This is a genomic window from Cypionkella sinensis, assembly GCF_042646385.1.
GTDB classification, from domain to species: Bacteria; Pseudomonadota; Alphaproteobacteria; order Rhodobacterales; family Rhodobacteraceae; genus Cypionkella; species Cypionkella sinensis.
In genome coordinates this window covers 1,331,873-1,349,164 of sequence record NZ_JBHRTO010000001.1, presented here as the reverse complement: position 1 = coordinate 1,349,164, position 17,292 = coordinate 1,331,873, and the positions used below count along the sequence as shown (strand labels likewise).

The window sequence follows — 17,292 nt, the reverse complement described above, 5'->3', positions numbered from 1 at the left end:
GTCCGGCCAGTTCGGGCGGCCTTTTTGTCACCGGGGGGAGGCGACGCAACATGGCCGGAAAACCAGTGGGCTGGCGACCATTTCGCAACCTGAACGCCAAGATCGCGGCAGTGCCGATGGTGCTGACGACCTTGGTGGTCTTTGTCGGCGGCACGCTGTGGACGGTGCTGTATTCTTTCACCAATTCCAAGCTGTTACCCCGGCTGGAGTTTGTGGGCTTTGATCAATACCGCCGCTTGTGGTCTACCGATCTGTGGAATGCGGCGATCTGGAATCTGGCGTTTTATGGCGTGATGTCGCTGATCTTCACCATCAGCATGGGCTTCATGCTGGCGGTGCTGCTGGATCAGAAAATCCGGTTTGAAGACACGTTCCGCACCATCATGCTCTATCCGTTTGCTTTGTCTTTCATCGTCACCGGCCTTGTCTGGCAATGGATTTTGAACCCCGAAATGGGGATTCAGGAAGTGGTGCGGCGGATGGGCTTTGAAAGCTTTACCTTCGATCCGCTGCACAACCCGAATACCGTTTTGTATGGACTGCTGATCGCAGGGCTGTGGCAGGGCACGGGGTTTACCATGTGCCTGATGCTGGCGGGCCTGCGCGGCATTGACGAGGATATCTGGAAAGCTGCGCGGGTGGATGGCATCCCAAAGTGGAAAACCTATCTGTTCGTGGTGATCCCGATGATGCGCCCGGTGTTTATCACCACGCTGGTGATCGTCGCGGCGGGCATCATCAAGCTGTATGATCTGGTGGTGGCGCAAACTTCGGGCGGGCCGGGCAATGCCAGCCAAGTGCCTGCGATGTATGTCTATCGCTATATGTTCACCGCGCAGAACCTGGGCCAAGGCTTTGCGGCCAGCACGATGATGCTGCTGTCGGTGCTGATCGTGCTGATCCCCTGGGCCTATCTGGAATTCGGAGGCAAGAAGCATGGCTGATGTCAGCATGGCCAGCGCACAGCCGCACAGCGTTCAACCGCGCGGCGCGAAGCCCCGGCGGCGGTTTTCCGGCAGCAACATTATGCTTTATGGCGTGCTGTTCGTGGTCTCAGTTTACTACCTGTTGCCGCTTTGGGTGATGGTGATGACCTCGCTGAAGGGGATGCCGGAAATCCGCATGGGCAACATCTTTGCGCCCCCGGTTGAGATCACCTTTCAACCATGGGTCAAGGCGTGGTCCGAGGCTTGCACGGGGTTGAACTGTGATGGGCTGTCGCGGGGGTTCTGGAACTCGGTTCTGATCACCGTGCCATCGGTGATCATCTCGATCATTGTGGCATCGGTGAACGGCTATGCGCTGGTGAACTGGCGCTTCAAGGGCAGTGAAGTGTTCTTCACTATCCTGATTTTCGGCAGCTTTATCCCCTATCAGATCATGCTGTATCCCATCGTGATCTTGCTGCGCGAGTTGGGGATTTACGGCACGCTTTACGGCTTGATCCTTGTGCATACCATCTTTGGCATGCCGATCCTGACCCTGCTGTTCCGCAATTATTTCAGCAGCTTGCCGGAAGAATTGTTCAAGGCCGCGCGGGTCGATGGCGCCGGGTTCTGGCGGATTTACTTTCAGATCATGGTGCCGATGAGCCTGCCGATTTTCGTGGTGGCGCTGATCCTGCAGATCACCGGCATATGGAACGACTTCCTGTTCGGCGTCGTGTTCACCAAGCCGGAAATCTACCCGATGACGGTGCAACTGAACAACATCGTCAACTCGGTCCAGGGGGTGAAGGAATACAACGTCAACATGGCGGCGACGCTGCTGACGGGGCTTGTGCCGCTGGTGATCTACTTCGTCTCTGGCAAACTTTTTGTGCGCGGCATTGCTGCGGGTGCCGTGAAAGGCTGACCTATGACCCATTCCATCCAAGTCAAAGACCTGAGCCTGAGCTTTGGTTCGGTTTCCGTGCTGAAGAACATGAATATCGACGTGGCCGAGGGCGAATTTATCGTGCTGCTGGGGCCGTCGGGCTGTGGGAAATCGACGTTGCTCAACTGTCTGGCGGGGCTGCTGGACATCACCGATGGCGAGATCTGGATCAAGGGTAAGAACGTCACCTGGGCAGAGCCGAGCGAGCGCGGCATCGGCATGGTGTTCCAATCCTACGCGCTTTATCCGCAGATGACGGTGCGCGGGAACCTGTCGTTCGGGCTGAAAAACGCGCGGATGCCGAAGGATGAAATCGACAAGCGCATCGCGCGGGCGGCCGAGATTTTGCAGATCGGGCCGCTGCTCGACCGCAAACCTGCGGCGCTTTCGGGTGGGCAGCGGCAGCGGGTGGCGATCGGGCGGGCGCTGGTGCGCGATGTCGATGTGTTCCTGTTTGACGAGCCTTTGTCAAACCTTGACGCCAAGCTGCGCAGCGAACTTCGGGTGGAAATCAAGCGGCTGCACAGCCGGCTGAACAACACCATGGTCTATGTGACGCATGACCAGATCGAAGCTTTGACGCTGGCCGACCGGATTGCGGTGATGCGCGGCGGGATCATCCAGCAACTCGCAGCACCGCAGGAAATCTACAACCGCCCGTCGAACCTGTTCGTGGCAGGGTTTATAGGCAGCCCGTCGATGAACTTCCTGCACGGCGCCACGGTCGAAGCTGGGCGGGCGTTTCAGTTCGGGGCAACCCGGATAGATCTGGCGGGATATGAGGGCGGCGCGGTGCTGGATCGCCCGAAAGCCATCCTTGGCCTGCGGCCCGAGCATCTGATCATTCAGGATAAGCCCGAGCCGGGGCTGACGATCCCGGCGGTGGTCGAGATTGACGAGCCGATGGGGGCGGATTCTCTGGTGTGGCTGGAGGCCGAGGGCGGGCTGAAAATGTCTGTTCGGGTGCCGGTAGAGCGTCGGCTGGCTGCGGGCAGCAAGGTGCATCTGAAGGTCGATATCGCCAAGGCCTCGATCTTTGACACGGCCTCTGAGCAGCGGGTGTAGCGGTGGATCTGGCGACCGGCTGGATACTGTCGGACGGCGGCGATCATGCCGTGCCGTTCAGCCTGCCAGGCGATGGCATCTCGGCGCTGCATGCCGCAGGGGCGATCCCCGATCCCTATTGGGGCCGCAACGAATATGAGCTGCGCTGGATTTGTGGCCGCGATTGGGTGGCACGGCGCAGGTTTGCGGCGGCGCGCACCGATCTGGTGCTGGTGGTTTCCATGCTGGATACCGTGGCCGAGGTTGCAGTGAATGGTGTGGTGGTGTTGGCCTCCGACAACATGTTCCGCAGCCACCGCGTTGATCTTTCGAGCGTGCTGCGTTTGGGCGAGAATGACATCGCGATCACCTTCCGCTCGCCTGCGGTCGAGGCCGCCAAGCGGCAGGCGGCGCAGCCCTACTTCGTGCCGTTCTCGGCCAACAACACCCCGATCCATAATGGGAATATGCTGCGGAAACCCGCCTGCGATTTCGGCTGGGATTGGAACATCGCGCTGGGCAATTTTGGGGTTTATGGGGATTTTTACCTTGAGCCGCTGACCCCGGCGCGGATGGCATCGGTTGTGATCTCGCAAGCTCACAGCCCGGGGCGAGCGGTGGTGACGGTGACGGCAGAGCTGGAGGGCGAGGCAGAGGGCGCAAGCGTTTCCATGGCACTTTGCGGTGTCACGGCGCAGGCCGTGGTGCGGCGCGGTCGGGCCGTGGCGGAATTGGTGGTGGATGACCCCGCGCTGTGGTGGCCAGTTGGGCAGGGCGCGCAGGTGTTGCATGATCTGGTGATCAGCTTTGGCGATCAGCGCGTGACGCGGCGGATTGGTCTGCGCGAGGCCGCCTTGATCACCGAGAAGGATGCGGCGGGCCTTGGCTTCAAGTTTCGCATCAATGGTCGCGATGTGTTTGCCAAGGGCGCGAATTGGATACCGCAGGATGCGCTGGCGGGGCGGATCACGCCCAAGGCCACCCGCGATCTGCTGCAATCGGCTGTGGACGCCAACATGAACATGATCCGGGTCTGGGGCGGTGGGCGGTATGAGGCCGACTGGTTCTATGACCTCTGCGATGAATTGGGCCTGATGGTCTGGCAGGATTTCATGTTTTCCTGCCACATCTATCCGGCTGACCGTGCCTTTCTAGACAATGTGGCGATTGAGGTGGCCGAGCAGGCGCGTCGGCTGCATCACCATGCCAGCCTTGTGCTATGGTGCGGCGACAATGAGTTGATCGGCGCGCTGACGTGGTTTCCCGAAACCCGCGCCAATCGTGACCTCTATCTGGTCGGATATGACCGCCTGAACCGCAGCATTGAAACCGCGCTGAAGGCGACGGTGCCGGATGCGGTTTGGTGGCCATCCTCGCCCAGCCCCGGCCCGATGGATTTCGGCGACGCCTGGCATGACGACAGCAAGGGCGACATGCATTTCTGGAGTGTCTGGCACGAGGGCCGCGATTTCGACCATTACCGCGATGTCAGCCCCAGGTTTTGCAGCGAGTTTGGCTTTCAAAGCTATCCGTCAATGGATGTGATCCGCAAATTCGCTGATCCAAAGGATTTCAACATTGCCGCCCCGGTGATGGAAAGCCATCAGAAGAACGCAGGCGGCAATGCCCGCATCGCCGAAACCATGTTCCGGTATTTCCGCTTTCCGGTGGATTTTGAGAATTTTGTTTACCTGTCCCAAGTGCAGCAGGGCTTGGCGATCAAAACCGCGGTCACGCATTGGCGCAGCTTGCGTCCACATTGCATGGGCGCGCTGATCTGGCAGTTGAACGACACTTGGCCAGTCTGTTCGTGGTCGAGCCTCGATCACGGCGGCGGATGGAAGCTGTTGCACCATATGGCGAAGCAGTTTTTCCAGCCGGTGCTGGTCTCGGCGGTGCCGGTCGTGGGTGGCATCGAATTGCGCGCGGTGAATGATGGCGCGGCGCTTGATCTGACAGTAAAGGCGATAGCGGTGGCGATGGATGGCCGCACGCGGGACTTGGGCGCGGCGACGGTGCCTGTCGCGGACAGCGCGGTTCCGGCGCTGCATATCGGTGCCGATCAGATCGGCCCGCAGGAAATGCTGGCCTACACATGGTCAGACAGCAACGGGCTGATTTCTGGCGATACTTTCGCGCCAAGGTCTTACAAGCATTACGATCTTTTGCCTGCGGGGCTGACGCATCGGATTCAGAAAAACCCCAGCGGCTATGAAATCACCCTGACCGCCGAGGCGCTGGCGCTGTTCGTGACGGTCGAGGCCGATCAGCCGGGGCGGTTCTCGGCCAACAGCTTCACCCTATTCCCCGGCCACCCGGCCACGATCACCTTCACCCCCGCGCAATCCGGTGCGGCCCCCCGTTTCACCATCCGCGACCTTCAATCCGCGACCTATGGTCCGACCGCCTGAGGAGGCATCATGTTCAGCTATCAACTCTATTCGTCGCGCAACTTCCCGCCTTTGGCGAAGACCTTGCAGATGCTGGCCGAAACCGGCTACCGCGCGGTCGAAGGCTTTGGCGGGCTTTATGCCGATCAGGCAGGATTGACCGATCTGCACGCGGGGCTTCAGGCTTGCGGGCTGAAAATGCCGTCAGGGCATTTCGGGCTGTCACAGGTGGAAGATACCCCAGATTGGGCGATCACTGTCGCCAAGACTTTGGGCATGGAGCAGGTGATCGTGCCATGGATTCACCCGGACGAGCGCCCGACCACCGGCAAAGGCTGGCACGATCTGGGCGCGCGGTTGCAAAAGGCAGGCGCGCCGATCCGGGCCGCCGGGTTGAAGTTTGGCTGGCACAACCACGATTTCGAGTTTGTGAAAACCGCCGATGGCGCGATGCCGCAGACGGCGTTGTTTGAAGGCGGGCCGGATCTGGCTTGGGAAATGGACGTGGCTTGGGTGGTGCGCGGCGGCGCGGACCCGCTGGCGTGGATTGCCGATCACAAATCCCGCATCGTCGCGGCGCATGTGAAAGACATCGCAGCCAAGGGCGAAAATCTGGCCGAGGATGGTTGGGCCGATGTCGGGCACGGCGTGGTGGATTGGGCCGAGATCCTGCCCGCCTTGCGCAAGATTGGCGTGACGAATTTCGTGATGGAGCATGACAACCCCGCCGATCATGCGCGGTTTGCACAACGCTCGTTGGCCTCGGCCGAAAAGTTCTAAGGGGAAAATCATGGCAAATCTGGGCATTGGCATCATTGGCTGCGGCAATATCTCGACCTCTTATCTGCGGTTGGCACCGCTGTTCAAAGGGCTGGAGGTGCGCAGCGTTGCCGATATGAATATGGCCACCGCGCAGGCGCGGGGGGCGGAGTTTGGCGTCAAGGCGGAGTCGGTGGATGATCTGCTGGCGAATAACGACGTGGATGTGGTGATCAACCTCACCATCCCCGACGCGCATTACGGCGTGACCAAACGCATCCTTGAGGCTGGCAAGCACGCCTATTCGGAAAAGCCGCTTGTGCTGACGCTGGCCGAAGGCGTGGAATTGCGCGATCTGGCGGCCAGCAAAGGGCTGGCGGTGGGCTGTGCGCCGGATACGTTCCTGGGCGGCACCCATCAACAGGCGCGCGCGCTGATTGATGAGGGCAAGCTCGGCACGATTACGACGGGTTGCGCGGCCATTCAGGGCCATGGCCCGGAAAGCTGGCATCCGTCGCCCGAGTTCTTCTATCTGCCCGGCGCAGGCCCGATCATGGATATGGGGCCTTACTACATTGCCAATCTGATCAACCTGCTTGGCCCCGTGCGGCGGGTGGGGGCGCTGACCTCTGCGGCGACGCCGACGCGGGTGATCGGATCGGGTGATCGCGCGGGGCAAGAGATTGCGGTGAAGACGCCTTCCAACATTCAGGCATTGCTGGAGTTTCATTCGGGTGCAACCATCAGCTTTTCGGCAAGCTGGGACGTGTGGCACCACAAGCGCAACCATTTTGAACTCTATGGCACCGAGGGCACGCTTTACGTGCCCGATCCGAATTTCTTCGGGGGACCTTTGGAGATTGCGGGGCGGGACGGGGTGCTGACGCAGGTCGCGCCTTGGGATCATCCCTTCGGCGTGGTCAATCAGAAGGGCCATCGCGGCGAGGATCAGGCGAATTACCGCACCGCAGGCATGGCCGATATGGTGCTGGCGGTGACAGAAGGGCGCGATGCGCGTTGCTCGCTGGAGCGGACGCTGCATGGGGTCGATGTGATGACCGCCGCGCTGAAATCGGGCGAGACCGGCGAATTCATCACCCTGACCACCACCTGCACCCGCCCCGCCGCTTTGGGGCCTGATCAGGCGCGGGCGCTGTTGCGTTAAGCAAAAGGCCGGGGGGCACGCCCCCCGGACCCCGTGGATATTTGAGCGCAGAGGATGACCATGATCGAGAACCCGGTTTTGCGGGGTTTCAACCCCGATCCTTCGATCTGCCGGGTTGGGGATGATTACTACATCGCCACCTCGACCTTCGAATGGTATCCGGGCGTGCAGATCCATCACTCTCGCGATCTGGTGAATTGGCGGCTGGTGGCGCGGCCCCTGAGGCGCGCAGGCCAGTTGGATATGCGCGGCAACCCTGACAGTTGCGGGGTGTGGGCCCCGTGTTTAAGCCATGCCGATGGCAAGTTCTGGCTGGTTTACACCGATGTGAAACGGCTCGACGGGGCGTTCAAGGATGCGCACAACTATATCGTCACCTGTGCCACGATTGATGGCGATTGGTCTGACCCGATCTATGTGACCTCCTCTGGCTTTGATCCGTCGCTGTTTCATGACGACGATGGCCGCAAATGGTTCACCAACATGCGCTGGAACCATCGGCCGGAAGGGTCAGGCCTGAACCCGGCACAAGATCGTTTTGACGGCATCGAGTTGCAGCAATGGCACCCCGAGCGCGGCTTGATCGGTGAACCTGCAACGATCTTCACCGGCACCGGGTTGGGGCTGACGGAAGCGCCGCATATCTTCAAGCGGAACGGCTGGTATTACCTGACCACTGCCGAGGGCGGCACCGGATATGATCATGCGGTGACGATGGCGCGGTCGCGGTCAATCTTTGGCCCGTATGAGACGCATCCCAATCAGCATCTGATGACAGCCCGCTTCGCGCCCGGCAATCCGATCCAGCGCGTTGGTCATGGGCAATATGTCGAGACTCCACAGGGTGAGGCCTATCACAGCTATCTCTGCGGGCGACCCGTGCAAGGCCCACACGGTCTGTTCTGCGCAACCGGGCGTGAGACCGGCCTCGCCAAATGTGTCTGGGTCGAGGATTGGCTTTATCTGGAAAGCGGCGGGCTGGTGCCGCCCGCTGTCTTGCCGGGGCCAGAGCGCGCGGCTGATGCCGCAACGGTGCATGCTCTGACGGACGCGCTGCCGCCCGAGTTTCAATGGTTGCGCACGCCCCATGCTGATCGGATTTTCCAGATGACCGGGCAGGCGCTGCGGCTGATCGGGCGGGAAAGCCTGGGCTCATGGTTTGAACAGGCGCTGGTGGCGCGCAGGCAAGAGCATCAGGCCTACCGTGCCGAGACGACATTGCACGCAGATCCGCCCAACTGGCAGCGCGCAGCGGGGCTGACCACCTATTACAACCGCCACAAGTTTCATGCGGCGCTGGTCACGCATGAGCCTGCCGTTGGGCGCTGTCTGCGCGTCATTTCCTGCGCGGGCGATGTGACCGAGGCGCTGACCTTCAGCGATCCGCTACCGATCCCGGATGGTCCGATCACCCTTTCCGTCGTGGTGGATCGTGCCACACAGCAGTTTTTCTGCTCGCAGGGTGGCGCGGCCCAACCGCTTGGCCCGCCGCTGGATGCCTCGGTGATCTCGGATGAGGGCGGGCGGGGCGAGCACGCGTCATTCACCGGGGCATTCGTCGGGATGGTGGCGTATGATCTGACAGGGCAGGGGTGGAGTGCCGATTTTACACGCTTTGGCTATCATCCGGGCCTGTGACAAACGCCGGGCTTGCAACGTGGGCGATTGGCGTCATAAACGGCGCTCAGATCCATGAGTGCAGGCCGCATGACCGAAGACGCCCGAAAAATCCCGACCCATGAGGTGACATACGCCCGCCTGCGCGACATGATCCTGTTTGGCGTGCTGGAACCGGGTCAGCCGGTGACGATTCAGGGCCTGACCGCAGGGTTAGAGGCCGGCATGACCCCAGTGCGCGAAGCCATCCGCAGGCTTGCGGCTGAGGGGGCCTTGCTGCCGCAGGGCAATCGCCGGGTGACGGTGCCGCGGCTGAGCGCCACCGATCTCGATCAAGTCGCCTTCGCCCGCCTGACCATCGAGCCGCATCTGGCGGGCCTTGCGGTGATCACGCCTGCCCTGATCGCCAAGCTTGAAGCATTGGATGCCGCCGTCGACGCCGCGATCCGCGCCGATGATGTATCTGGCTATCTGAAAAGCAACCACGCCTTCCATTTCGCGCTGTATGAGGCGGCGGGGGCCGGGGTGTTGTTGGATATGGCGCGCTCGCTTTGGCTGCGGTTCGGGCCGAGTTTGCGGGTAGTCTCCAGCCGCTCGGGCGCGACCAGCCTGCCGGATTCGCATAAAGAGGCGCTGGCGGCCATGCGGGCGGGCGATGCGGTGGGGTTGTCGGCTGCGATGCAGCGCGACATTGCGCAGGGCGTTGATCAGGTGCGCGCCGCTTTGCAACGCGGCGAAATCTAGCGACGGCTGCGGCCGCCCAAGTAATTTGATCAAATTTCTTGAACGCTCTGGCGTTTGATCATATCGTGATGCAAAGGCCGGCGGATTCGGGGCGGGCTTAGCATTTCAAGAGGTCATGCAATGAACAAAATCACCAACCATATGCCAACGGCGGAATTGCAGGCGCTGGATGCAGCCCACCACATGCACCCGTTCACCGCCAACGGCGCGCTGGGCAAAAAGGGCGCGCGGATCATGACGCAGGGCAAAGGCGTCTGGTTGACCGACAGCGAGGGCAACAAGATCATCGACGGCATGGCGGGGCTGTGGTGCGTCAATATCGGCTATGGCCGCCCGGAGTTGGGCGAGGTGGCCAAGCGGCAGATGGATGAGCTGTCGTATTACAACACGTTCTTCCAGACCAGCCACGTGCCCGCGATTGCTTTGGCTGCCAAGATCGCCGAACTGGCGCCTGAGGGCATGAACCACGTGTTCTTTGCAGGCTCGGGGTCGGAAGCCAATGACACCAATATCCGCCTTGTGCGCCGCTATTGGGACATCAAGGGGCAGCCGGAAAAGCGCGTGATCATCGCGCGGACCAATGGCTATCACGGCTCGACCATCGGCGGCGGCTCGCTGGGCGGTATGTCGGGCATCCACGCCCACGGTGGCAAGCTGGCCGGGATCGTCCATATCGGCGAGCCGAACTGGTGGGAACAGGGCGGCGATATGACGCCGGAAGATTTTGGCCTGATGCGGGCGCAGGAACTGGAAAAGATGATCCTGAACCTGGGCGTCGAGAACGTCGCGGCGTTCATTGGCGAGCCCATTCAGGGCGCGGGCGGGGTGATCGTGCCGCCGTCGACCTATTGGCCCGAGATTCAGCGCATCGTTGACAAATATGGCATCCTGCTGATCGCGGATGAGGTGATCACCGGGTTTGGTCGCACTGGCAACTGGTTCGGCAGTCAGACTTTTGGCATCAAGCCGCATATCATGACCATCGCCAAGGGCTTGTCCTCGGGCTATCAGCCCATCGGCGGCTCGATTGTCTGCGACGAGGTTGCGGCGGTGATCGGCACGGATGAATTCAACCACGGCTACACCTATTCCGGGCATCCGGTGGCGGCAGCGGTGGCGCTGGAGAACCTGCGCATCATGCAGGAAGAGAAGATCGTCGAGCATGTCCGCGATGTCGCCCATCCCTACCTTGCGACCAAATGGGCTGGCCTGACCGAGCATCCGATGGTCGGCGAGGCCAAGCTGGTGGGCCTGATGGGTTCTATTGCGCTGACCCCGAACAAGGCCACGCGGGCGAAGTTTGCCGCCGAAACCGGAACGGTTGGCTATCGCTGCCGCGAGCGCTGCTTTGCCAACAATCTGATCATGCGGCATGTCGGCGACCGGATGATCATCGCGCCGCCGTTGGTGATCAAGCCGGAAGAAATCGACGTGCTGATCGAGCGCGCGTGGAAGTCTTTGGATGAATGCTACGCCGGACTGAAGGCTGACGGGCTGTTCAAGTAAGCGCAGAATAGGTTTTCTCGGAAAGCTGGGGCGGGGCTGTACGGCCTCGCCCTTTTCTGTGGCGTTTGTGCGCAAGCTGTGTGCCGTATTGAGCGTTGTTTGGGCCTTGGGACCACTGCCGACTAAAACCTTCCCAACTGGGATGGACTTGTGTTTTTCGGTCGATTTATGCCAGTTTTACACAACATATGGTAGTGGTTTCGGTTTTGGCTGAATTCAAGCAGCCGCGCGACTGAGTTTTGGTCGCGGATTAAAGGCTTGGCAGCAGGTCCAGTCAAAGACTGGATAAGCCTATGGTGTTCGTTCGATGCCGCATTGCTCTAACCAGTTTGGCGGCAGCACATTGATCGCCACATTCGGCGGCAGTTTGTAAAATGCCATCTCACGATAGCTCCACGCGTAAGGTTGGCAGTGCTTCATTGCCGCGCCGTGCAGAAAGAATTGGAAGTCACGCGGCGCATTTCTGAACGACGCGAAAACAGAGGAGCGGATCTCCAGATCTGGGGAAAATTTTTCAACAATCTGGGCACGTTGGGCGGCTGCGTAGCTTCCCACCATTAGGGCCGAAAGACCCATAGAGATGACAATGAAAAACGCGGGAAGGACAGCGCGCGGCAGCCCAAACCGGGCAGCGACCATGGTCAGCATCAGTGCAAGCAGGATGGCAACGAGAACGAGCGCACGCCAGTAGGCCAGCCCCAATCTGTCATTCCAGATCGTGAACAGCGCTATCGCCCGAAAAGGCCCGCCAAACAAAACAGTCGACGTAAAACAACAGGCCAGCACGGCAATGATACCAGCACCTAAGAGGGCCGAGGTTTTTGTCATCTGAAGTTTCGCACAGCTGTTCCTGTTTGCAGTTAGACAGCATTGGCTATCAGCCGTAAATCACGACAATCCGTTATGCGTCCGGTGACTATCGAGAATGTCCTGTCTAAACACGGTTTCTGACAGCAGTTGTCATGCGTCTTTTCGCGGAAACTTGGCTAGCCTGCAGCGCATTGTAACCCACATTGGACCCAACACCATGACCCGCTTTGCTCTGACCGCCTGCCTGCTGCTGACCGCGATGCCTGCCGCAGCCGATTGCGTGACCGCGAATGACCTGAGCAAAGGCGTCGTCTTTGCGCGTGCCGATGGTCACAAGGGCCGGGTGATTGCCAAGGGCAACGGGGTGTTTGTGGATTATGCCGCTGGCGCGCCGGTCTGGTCGGACAATCGCCAGACGCTGCTTGGGATTTACGAGCTGTCCAGCACGCATTACCGCGTCGAAGACCCGAATATGGTGGGCGGTGGGTCAACCGATACGGTGCAAAGCTTTCGCGGCAAGCCGCCGGTGCCGGTGGCAGGGCAGGGGTGGTCGGGCGTCGTCAAGGCGCACACCCGGCAGAACAACAGCTCGGAGAGCGGCGGCTATGATTACGATGACCGCTTCAAGGTAAGCTATGCGTTTCTGGCGGAAAGAACCGTCAAGCTGTCGGGCTGTTCCTACAAGGCGATCCCGGTCGAGGCCAATTTCGTTGGCAAGGATAACAGCCATACGCAGCGTTGGCTGTATTTCCCCGATCTGGGCTTTGGTCTGGAGACGCGGGAGAATGGCGTGGACAATGGTTTGACCGCGCTGAAGCCCGCCTGAGCGGCTATTGCAACCGGGATTTTTGCTGCCCGCACGGGACTTTGGCCAAAGCGGCGTTTGCGCCAAACGGCTTTGGCTGGAACAGGGTTCAGGCTGGCGCGGACAAGCGCTGCCGATTTCCTTTTCGGCGGTGCTGTGCTTGAGTTTGCCGGTGCGCTCGCCTATTCCTTTAGCAACGGCATAAAGGACAAGCCCCATGCGGATTCACTCTGATCTGGCTGACACAATCGGCAACACCCCGCTTTTGAAGCTGAAACGTGCGTCAGAGATGACGGGTTGCACGATTTTGGGCAAATGCGAGTTTCTCAACCCCGGCCAGTCGGTGAAAGACCGCGCGGCGCTGTATATGATCCGCGATGCGGTGGCCAAGGGGCTGTTGAAGCCGGGCGGCACGATAGTGGAAGGCACGGCGGGCAATACCGGGATCGGCCTTGCGCTGGTGGGTGCGAGCATGGGATTCCGCACCGTGATTGTCATTCCTGAGACGCAGTCGCAGGAGAAAAAGGACATGTTGCGCCTGGCGGGCGCGGAACTGGTGCAGGTGCCAGCGGCGCCCTACAAGAACCCCAACAACTATGTGCGCTATTCCGGGCGTTTGGCGGAGGCCTTGGCGCGGACCGAGCCGAACGGCGCGATCTGGGCCAATCAGTTTGACAATGTCGCCAATCGGCAAAGCCATATCGAAACCACGGGGCCTGAAATCTGGGAGCAGACAGGTGGCAAGGTCGATGGCTTTATCTGTGCGGTCGGCTCGGGCGGCACTTTGGCAGGCGTCGGGATGGCGTTGCAGCCGAAGGGCGTGAAGGTCGGGCTGGCTGACCCGGAAGGGGCGGCGCTGCACGCGTTCTACACCACCGGCAAGTTCGAAAGCCCCGGCACCTCGATCACCGAAGGCATCGGGCAGGGGCGGATCACCGCCAACCTCGAAGGCTTTACCCCCGATTTCAGCTATCGTATCCCGGATGCCGAGGCGCTGCCCTTGGTGTTTGAGATGCTGGAAGATGAGGGGATCTGTCTGGGCGGCTCGTCGGGCATCAATATCGCGGGTGCGATCCGCATGGCGCGCGAGATGGGGCCGGGTCATACCATCGTCACCATCCTGTGCGATTACGGCAATCGCTATCAGTCCAAGCTGTATAACCCCGCGTTCCTGAAGGAAAAGGGCTTGCCGGTGCCGGAATGGCTGGACCGCGCGCCGTCGAACATCCCCACGGTGTTTGAAGACGCATGATCGGGGCGATGCTGCGCAGGCTGCTGCTGGTTCTGGTGCTGGGGGCAGCGTTGGCGCAATCCGTGCCAGCGCTTGCGCAGGATGCGCCGACGGCAGACGATTACACCACCTTCGACACCACGGCGTTGCAGATTGATGATCTGGTCGCAAAAGCCCAGATTGATGACGAGCGGCTGACCGCGATGCGCGCCGAGATGGTGAAATGGCGCACGACGTTCAGCACGGCGCAGGCCAGCAATGCCGATCAGATCACTACGGTGAAGAACCAGATCGCGGCGCTGGGGCCGCTGCCCGCCGATGGGCAGACCGAAGATGCGATGATCGCCAAGCGGCGCGGCGAGTTGACCGAGGCATTGGCCAAGCTGCAAGCGCCGGTGTTGGCCGCGACCGAGGCCGCGACCCGCGCCGACAGCACCATCGCCGCAATCGACAAGCTGATCCGCGAACGCCACGCCGACAAGCTGCTGCGGCTGTCGCCCTCGGCGCTGAACCCGGTGAACTGGCCGACGGCGGTGTCGATGTTCCGCTGGATGGGCCAGTGGATTTATGACGAAACCCGCTGGCGGTTCACCCGACCGATGAACGTCGATCAGTTGCGCGACAATGCGCCGCTGATCGTGGTATTGCTGCTGGCGGCGGTGGTGTTGCTGGCACGCGGCGGTGCCTGGATGCGGCGGCTGACCTATTGGCTGCTGACCAAGACCCATATGCGCGGGCGCAATCTGATCTCGGGCATCGTGTCGCTGGGGCAGGTGGTGCTGCCGTTTGCGGGCGCGGTGATGCTGTATCTGGCGATGGAGCGGGCCTCGCTGTTCGGGCCGATCATCCTGTCGCTGTTTGAAACCCTGCCCGCCGTGGTGCTGGTGATTTTCCTGACCCGGTGGCTGGCGCATCACATCTTTCCGCTGGACCCTGACGAGGAAAGCGCCATCGGCCTTGGCACAGAAGGCCGCGCCGAAGGCCGCCTGCAGGCGGTGCTTTTGGGGATCTCGGTGGCGCTTTATGATCTGGTGGCGGCATGGATCGTGCCGCGCGCCAGCAACTTTCTGGGCGGCGCTGCCACCAACATCGGCGCGGATCGCGCGCAGCAGGTGGCACAGGCCACGGACGCGGCGATTTCGGTCATCGTGGTGCCGTTGCAGATCTTCGCGGCGCTGGCGCTGTTCCGCTTGGGTCGGATCCTGCGGCGCGAAAGTGCCAAGGCGCGCAGCGGTGGCGAGGGTGCCTTCCGCTTTGAGTTGATCTATTGGGTGTCGTCTGCCGCCATCGCAATTTCGGTGATTGCGCCTGTGCTGGGCGTGATCGGCTATGTCAGTGCCGCCAATGCGCTGATCTGGCCCGCGATCAACACGCTGTCGCTGTTTGCGATGGTGGTGGTGCTGCAAGGCTTCTTTGCCGAATTGTATGTGACGATCGCGCGCAACCCCGACGCCCGCAAGGATGGGCTGTTGCCGGTGATCGCAGGGCTGGTGTTCACCTGCGCCGCCTTGCCGCTGCTGGCGCTGATCTGGGGGGCGCGGGTGGTCGATCTGGCCGATCTGTGGACCTCGTTCCGCACCGGCGTCTCGCTGGGCGGTGTGCGGATTTCGCCGACAAGCTTTATCATCCTCGTGGCGGTGTTCGGCATTGGCTATGCGGCGACAAAGCTGGTGCAGGGCGGGTTGAAGGCCTCGATCCTGCCGCGCACCTCGCTGGATCAGGGCGGCAGAAACGCCATCGTTTCAGGCGTCGGCTATGCCGGGATTTTCCTGTCGGCGCTGCTGGCGATCACCGCGGCGGGCATTGATCTTTCCGGCTTTGCACTCGTGGCATCGGCGCTGTCGGTCGGCATCGGTTTTGGCTTGCAGACCATCGTGTCGAACTTTGTGTCGGGCATCATCCTGCTGGTCGAACGCCCCGTTTCGGAGGGTGACTGGATCGAGGTTGGCACCACATCGGGCATCGTCAAGGCGATCTCGGTGCGCTCGACCCGCATCCAGACCTTTGACCGCTCTGACGTGATCGTGCCCAACTCTGATCTCATCACGGGGCGCGTCACGAACTGGACACGCTTCAACCTGTCGGGCCGGGTGATCGTGCCGGTCTCGGTGCCGTTCACGACGAACAGCCGCCGGGTCGAGGCCGTGCTGCGCGAGATTGTCGAAGCGCAGCCACTGGCGATTCTGAACCCGCCGCCGGTGATTGCGCTGATGGGCTTTGGCGCCGAAGTGATGAACTTTGAAATCCGCATGATCATCCGCGACATCAACTTTCAGGTCGCCGTGCGCTCGGAAATCAACCACCAGATCGCCGAGCGCTTCCAGGCCGAGGGTATCCTGTTCTCGAACGCGCATCGCGATTATCTGAAGCGGATCGCTGATGAAGCCGCGGCCGAAGCCGAGAAAAAGGCCGAAGAACAGGCGGCGCAGGAGGCGGTGGCGATGTTCATGGCCCCCGCGCCGCATCCGCTTGCTGCCCCCGATGACGAAAATCTGGACGATGCAGGTGCCATCGACGCCAAGCCGCTGAAAAGCGGCTCTGTCAAAAGCTCCCCCGTTCAGAAGCCCAAGGACCCCCGCGCATGACCACGCACCTGCTGTTTCGCGATGATCCCTATCTGCGCGAGGCCGAGGCCACCGTGCTGGCCCACACGCCCGAGGGTGGCATCGTGCTGGATGCGACGATCTTCTACGCCACCGCAGGCGGGCAGCCGGGAGACTGCGGCATGATCCTGTGGCCGGGCGGACGGATGCCGATTGCCACAGCGGTGAAGGTCGAGGGTGGGCTGATCGCGCTGGTGCCTGCCGACGCCACAGCCTTGCCCCCCGTGGGCGCGCAGGTGACGCAGCGTCTGGATTGGACGCGCCGCCACCGCCATATGCGGGTGCATACCGCGCTGCATCTGTTGTCGGTGGTGATCCCGCTGCCGGTGACGGGCGGGCAGATCGGGGCCGACAAGGGCCGTCTCGACTTCATGATGCCCGAGCCGCCCACGGATATCGCCGCGCTGAATGCAGCCCTGAACCTGCTGATCGCGCGCGATCTTCCGGTGACAGACAGCTATATCAGCGAGGCCGAGCTTCTGGCCAATCCGGGGCTGGTCAAGACGATGTCGGTCAGCCCGCCGATGGGTCAGGGCGCGATCCGCCTTGTGCGGATTGGTGACGCTGCGACGCAAATTGATCTGCAACCCTGCGGCGGCACCCACGTCGCCCGCACCGCCGAGATCGGCCATGTCGAGATCGGGCGCATCGAAAACAAGGGCAAACAGAACCGCCGGGTGAACCTGCTGCTGGTCGACTGAAGCGCAGGAAGTTGGACGGAAACGGGGAGTGGCGGCAGGTTT

14 protein-coding genes are annotated in these 17,292 nt (G+C 61.4%); 13 read left to right on the top strand and 1 reads right to left on the bottom strand.

Annotated elements, in window-relative coordinates:
- The first annotated feature begins 50 nt into the window (after positions 1–50).
- The 9 genes from ACFOGH_RS06685 (at position 51) to ACFOGH_RS06645 (ending at position 11,100) form a co-directional block, all read left to right on the top strand.
- Positions 51–944 (top strand): carbohydrate ABC transporter permease, encoded by an 894-nt coding sequence (locus tag ACFOGH_RS06685; protein WP_380072292.1) that lies wholly within the window; start codon positions 51–53, stop codon positions 942–944.
- On the top strand, positions 937–1,854 hold the full coding sequence (locus ACFOGH_RS06680; protein ID WP_380072291.1) for a carbohydrate ABC transporter permease: 918 nt from the start codon (positions 937–939) through the stop codon (positions 1,852–1,854). The genes ACFOGH_RS06685 and ACFOGH_RS06680 overlap by 8 nt, the downstream gene beginning before the upstream one ends.
- Positions 1,855–1,857: 3 nt before the next feature.
- A complete protein-coding gene (locus ACFOGH_RS06675; protein WP_380072290.1) occupies positions 1,858–2,940 on the top strand; it encodes an ABC transporter ATP-binding protein in 1,083 nt (360 codons plus the stop codon).
- Between the two features lie 2 nt (positions 2,941–2,942).
- Positions 2,943–5,330, top strand: coding sequence for a beta-mannosidase (locus ACFOGH_RS06670; protein WP_380072289.1), 2,388 nt, complete (start codon positions 2,943–2,945; stop codon positions 5,328–5,330).
- Positions 5,331–5,339: 9 nt separating this feature from the next.
- The gene (locus tag ACFOGH_RS06665) at positions 5,340–6,089 is read left to right on the top strand and encodes a sugar phosphate isomerase/epimerase family protein (RefSeq protein ID WP_380072288.1); all 750 of its coding nucleotides are present in this window, start codon (positions 5,340–5,342) and stop codon (positions 6,087–6,089) included.
- Positions 6,090–6,099: 10 nt separating this feature from the next.
- Positions 6,100–7,233: a Gfo/Idh/MocA family protein gene (locus ACFOGH_RS06660; protein ID WP_380072287.1), complete on the top strand. Its 1,134-nt coding sequence runs from the start codon at positions 6,100–6,102 to the stop codon at positions 7,231–7,233.
- 54 nt (positions 7,234–7,287) lie between these two features.
- Entirely contained in the window at positions 7,288–8,871 is a 1,584-nt protein-coding gene (locus tag ACFOGH_RS06655; protein ID WP_380072286.1) for a glycoside hydrolase family 43 protein, read from the top strand.
- A gap of 54 nt (positions 8,872–8,925) precedes the next feature.
- Complete coding sequence (locus tag ACFOGH_RS06650; protein WP_380072285.1) at positions 8,926–9,594, top strand: GntR family transcriptional regulator; 669 nt, start codon at positions 8,926–8,928, stop codon at positions 9,592–9,594.
- A 120-nt stretch (positions 9,595–9,714) separates the two neighbouring features.
- Positions 9,715–11,100 carry an aspartate aminotransferase family protein gene (locus tag ACFOGH_RS06645; protein WP_380072284.1) on the top strand — a complete coding sequence of 462 codons (1,386 nt, stop codon included), beginning with the start codon at positions 9,715–9,717 and terminating at the stop codon, positions 11,098–11,100.
- Between the two features lie 291 nt (positions 11,101–11,391).
- On the opposite strand, the gene ACFOGH_RS06640 is transcribed toward ACFOGH_RS06645, so the two are convergent.
- Entirely contained in the window at positions 11,392–11,928 is a 537-nt protein-coding gene (locus ACFOGH_RS06640) for a hypothetical protein (RefSeq protein WP_380072283.1), read from the bottom strand.
- 199 nt (positions 11,929–12,127) lie between these two features.
- Between ACFOGH_RS06640 and ACFOGH_RS06635 the strand changes: the two genes are divergently transcribed.
- The 4 genes from ACFOGH_RS06635 to ACFOGH_RS06620 all read left to right on the top strand — a co-directional run bounded on the left by ACFOGH_RS06635 (position 12,128) and on the right by ACFOGH_RS06620 (position 17,250).
- Positions 12,128–12,736: a hypothetical protein gene (locus tag ACFOGH_RS06635; protein WP_380072282.1), complete on the top strand. Its 609-nt coding sequence runs from the start codon at positions 12,128–12,130 to the stop codon at positions 12,734–12,736.
- A 196-nt stretch (positions 12,737–12,932) separates the two neighbouring features.
- On the top strand, positions 12,933–13,967 hold the full coding sequence (locus ACFOGH_RS06630) for a cysteine synthase A (protein ID WP_380072281.1): 1,035 nt from the start codon (positions 12,933–12,935) through the stop codon (positions 13,965–13,967).
- The gene (locus tag ACFOGH_RS06625) at positions 13,964–16,531 is read left to right on the top strand and encodes a DUF3772 domain-containing protein (RefSeq protein WP_380072280.1); all 2,568 of its coding nucleotides are present in this window, start codon (positions 13,964–13,966) and stop codon (positions 16,529–16,531) included. Before ACFOGH_RS06630 ends, ACFOGH_RS06625 begins: the two co-directional genes overlap by 4 nt.
- Complete coding sequence (locus ACFOGH_RS06620) at positions 16,528–17,250, top strand: alanyl-tRNA editing protein (RefSeq protein ID WP_380072279.1); 723 nt, start codon at positions 16,528–16,530, stop codon at positions 17,248–17,250. Before ACFOGH_RS06625 ends, ACFOGH_RS06620 begins: the two co-directional genes overlap by 4 nt.
- Positions 17,251–17,292: the final 42 nt, after the last annotated feature.

Coding starts and splice junctions, on each gene's coding strand:
- ACFOGH_RS06640 (WP_380072283.1), bottom strand. CDS start 11,928: ATGACAAAAACCTCGGCCCTCTTAGGTGCTGGTATCATTGCCGTGCTG.
- ACFOGH_RS06685 (WP_380072292.1), top strand. CDS start 51: ATGGCCGGAAAACCAGTGGGCTGGCGACCATTTCGCAACCTGAACGCC.
- ACFOGH_RS06660 (WP_380072287.1), top strand. CDS start 6,100: ATGGCAAATCTGGGCATTGGCATCATTGGCTGCGGCAATATCTCGACC.
- ACFOGH_RS06630 (WP_380072281.1), top strand. CDS start 12,933: ATGCGGATTCACTCTGATCTGGCTGACACAATCGGCAACACCCCGCTT.
- ACFOGH_RS06635 (WP_380072282.1), top strand. CDS start 12,128: ATGACCCGCTTTGCTCTGACCGCCTGCCTGCTGCTGACCGCGATGCCT.
- ACFOGH_RS06680 (WP_380072291.1), top strand. CDS start 937: ATGGCTGATGTCAGCATGGCCAGCGCACAGCCGCACAGCGTTCAACCG.
- ACFOGH_RS06655 (WP_380072286.1), top strand. CDS start 7,288: ATGACCATGATCGAGAACCCGGTTTTGCGGGGTTTCAACCCCGATCCT.
- ACFOGH_RS06675 (WP_380072290.1), top strand. CDS start 1,858: ATGACCCATTCCATCCAAGTCAAAGACCTGAGCCTGAGCTTTGGTTCG.
- ACFOGH_RS06650 (WP_380072285.1), top strand. CDS start 8,926: ATGAGTGCAGGCCGCATGACCGAAGACGCCCGAAAAATCCCGACCCAT.
- ACFOGH_RS06625 (WP_380072280.1), top strand. CDS start 13,964: ATGATCGGGGCGATGCTGCGCAGGCTGCTGCTGGTTCTGGTGCTGGGG.
- ACFOGH_RS06620 (WP_380072279.1), top strand. CDS start 16,528: ATGACCACGCACCTGCTGTTTCGCGATGATCCCTATCTGCGCGAGGCC.
- ACFOGH_RS06645 (WP_380072284.1), top strand. CDS start 9,715: ATGAACAAAATCACCAACCATATGCCAACGGCGGAATTGCAGGCGCTG.
- ACFOGH_RS06665 (WP_380072288.1), top strand. CDS start 5,340: ATGTTCAGCTATCAACTCTATTCGTCGCGCAACTTCCCGCCTTTGGCG.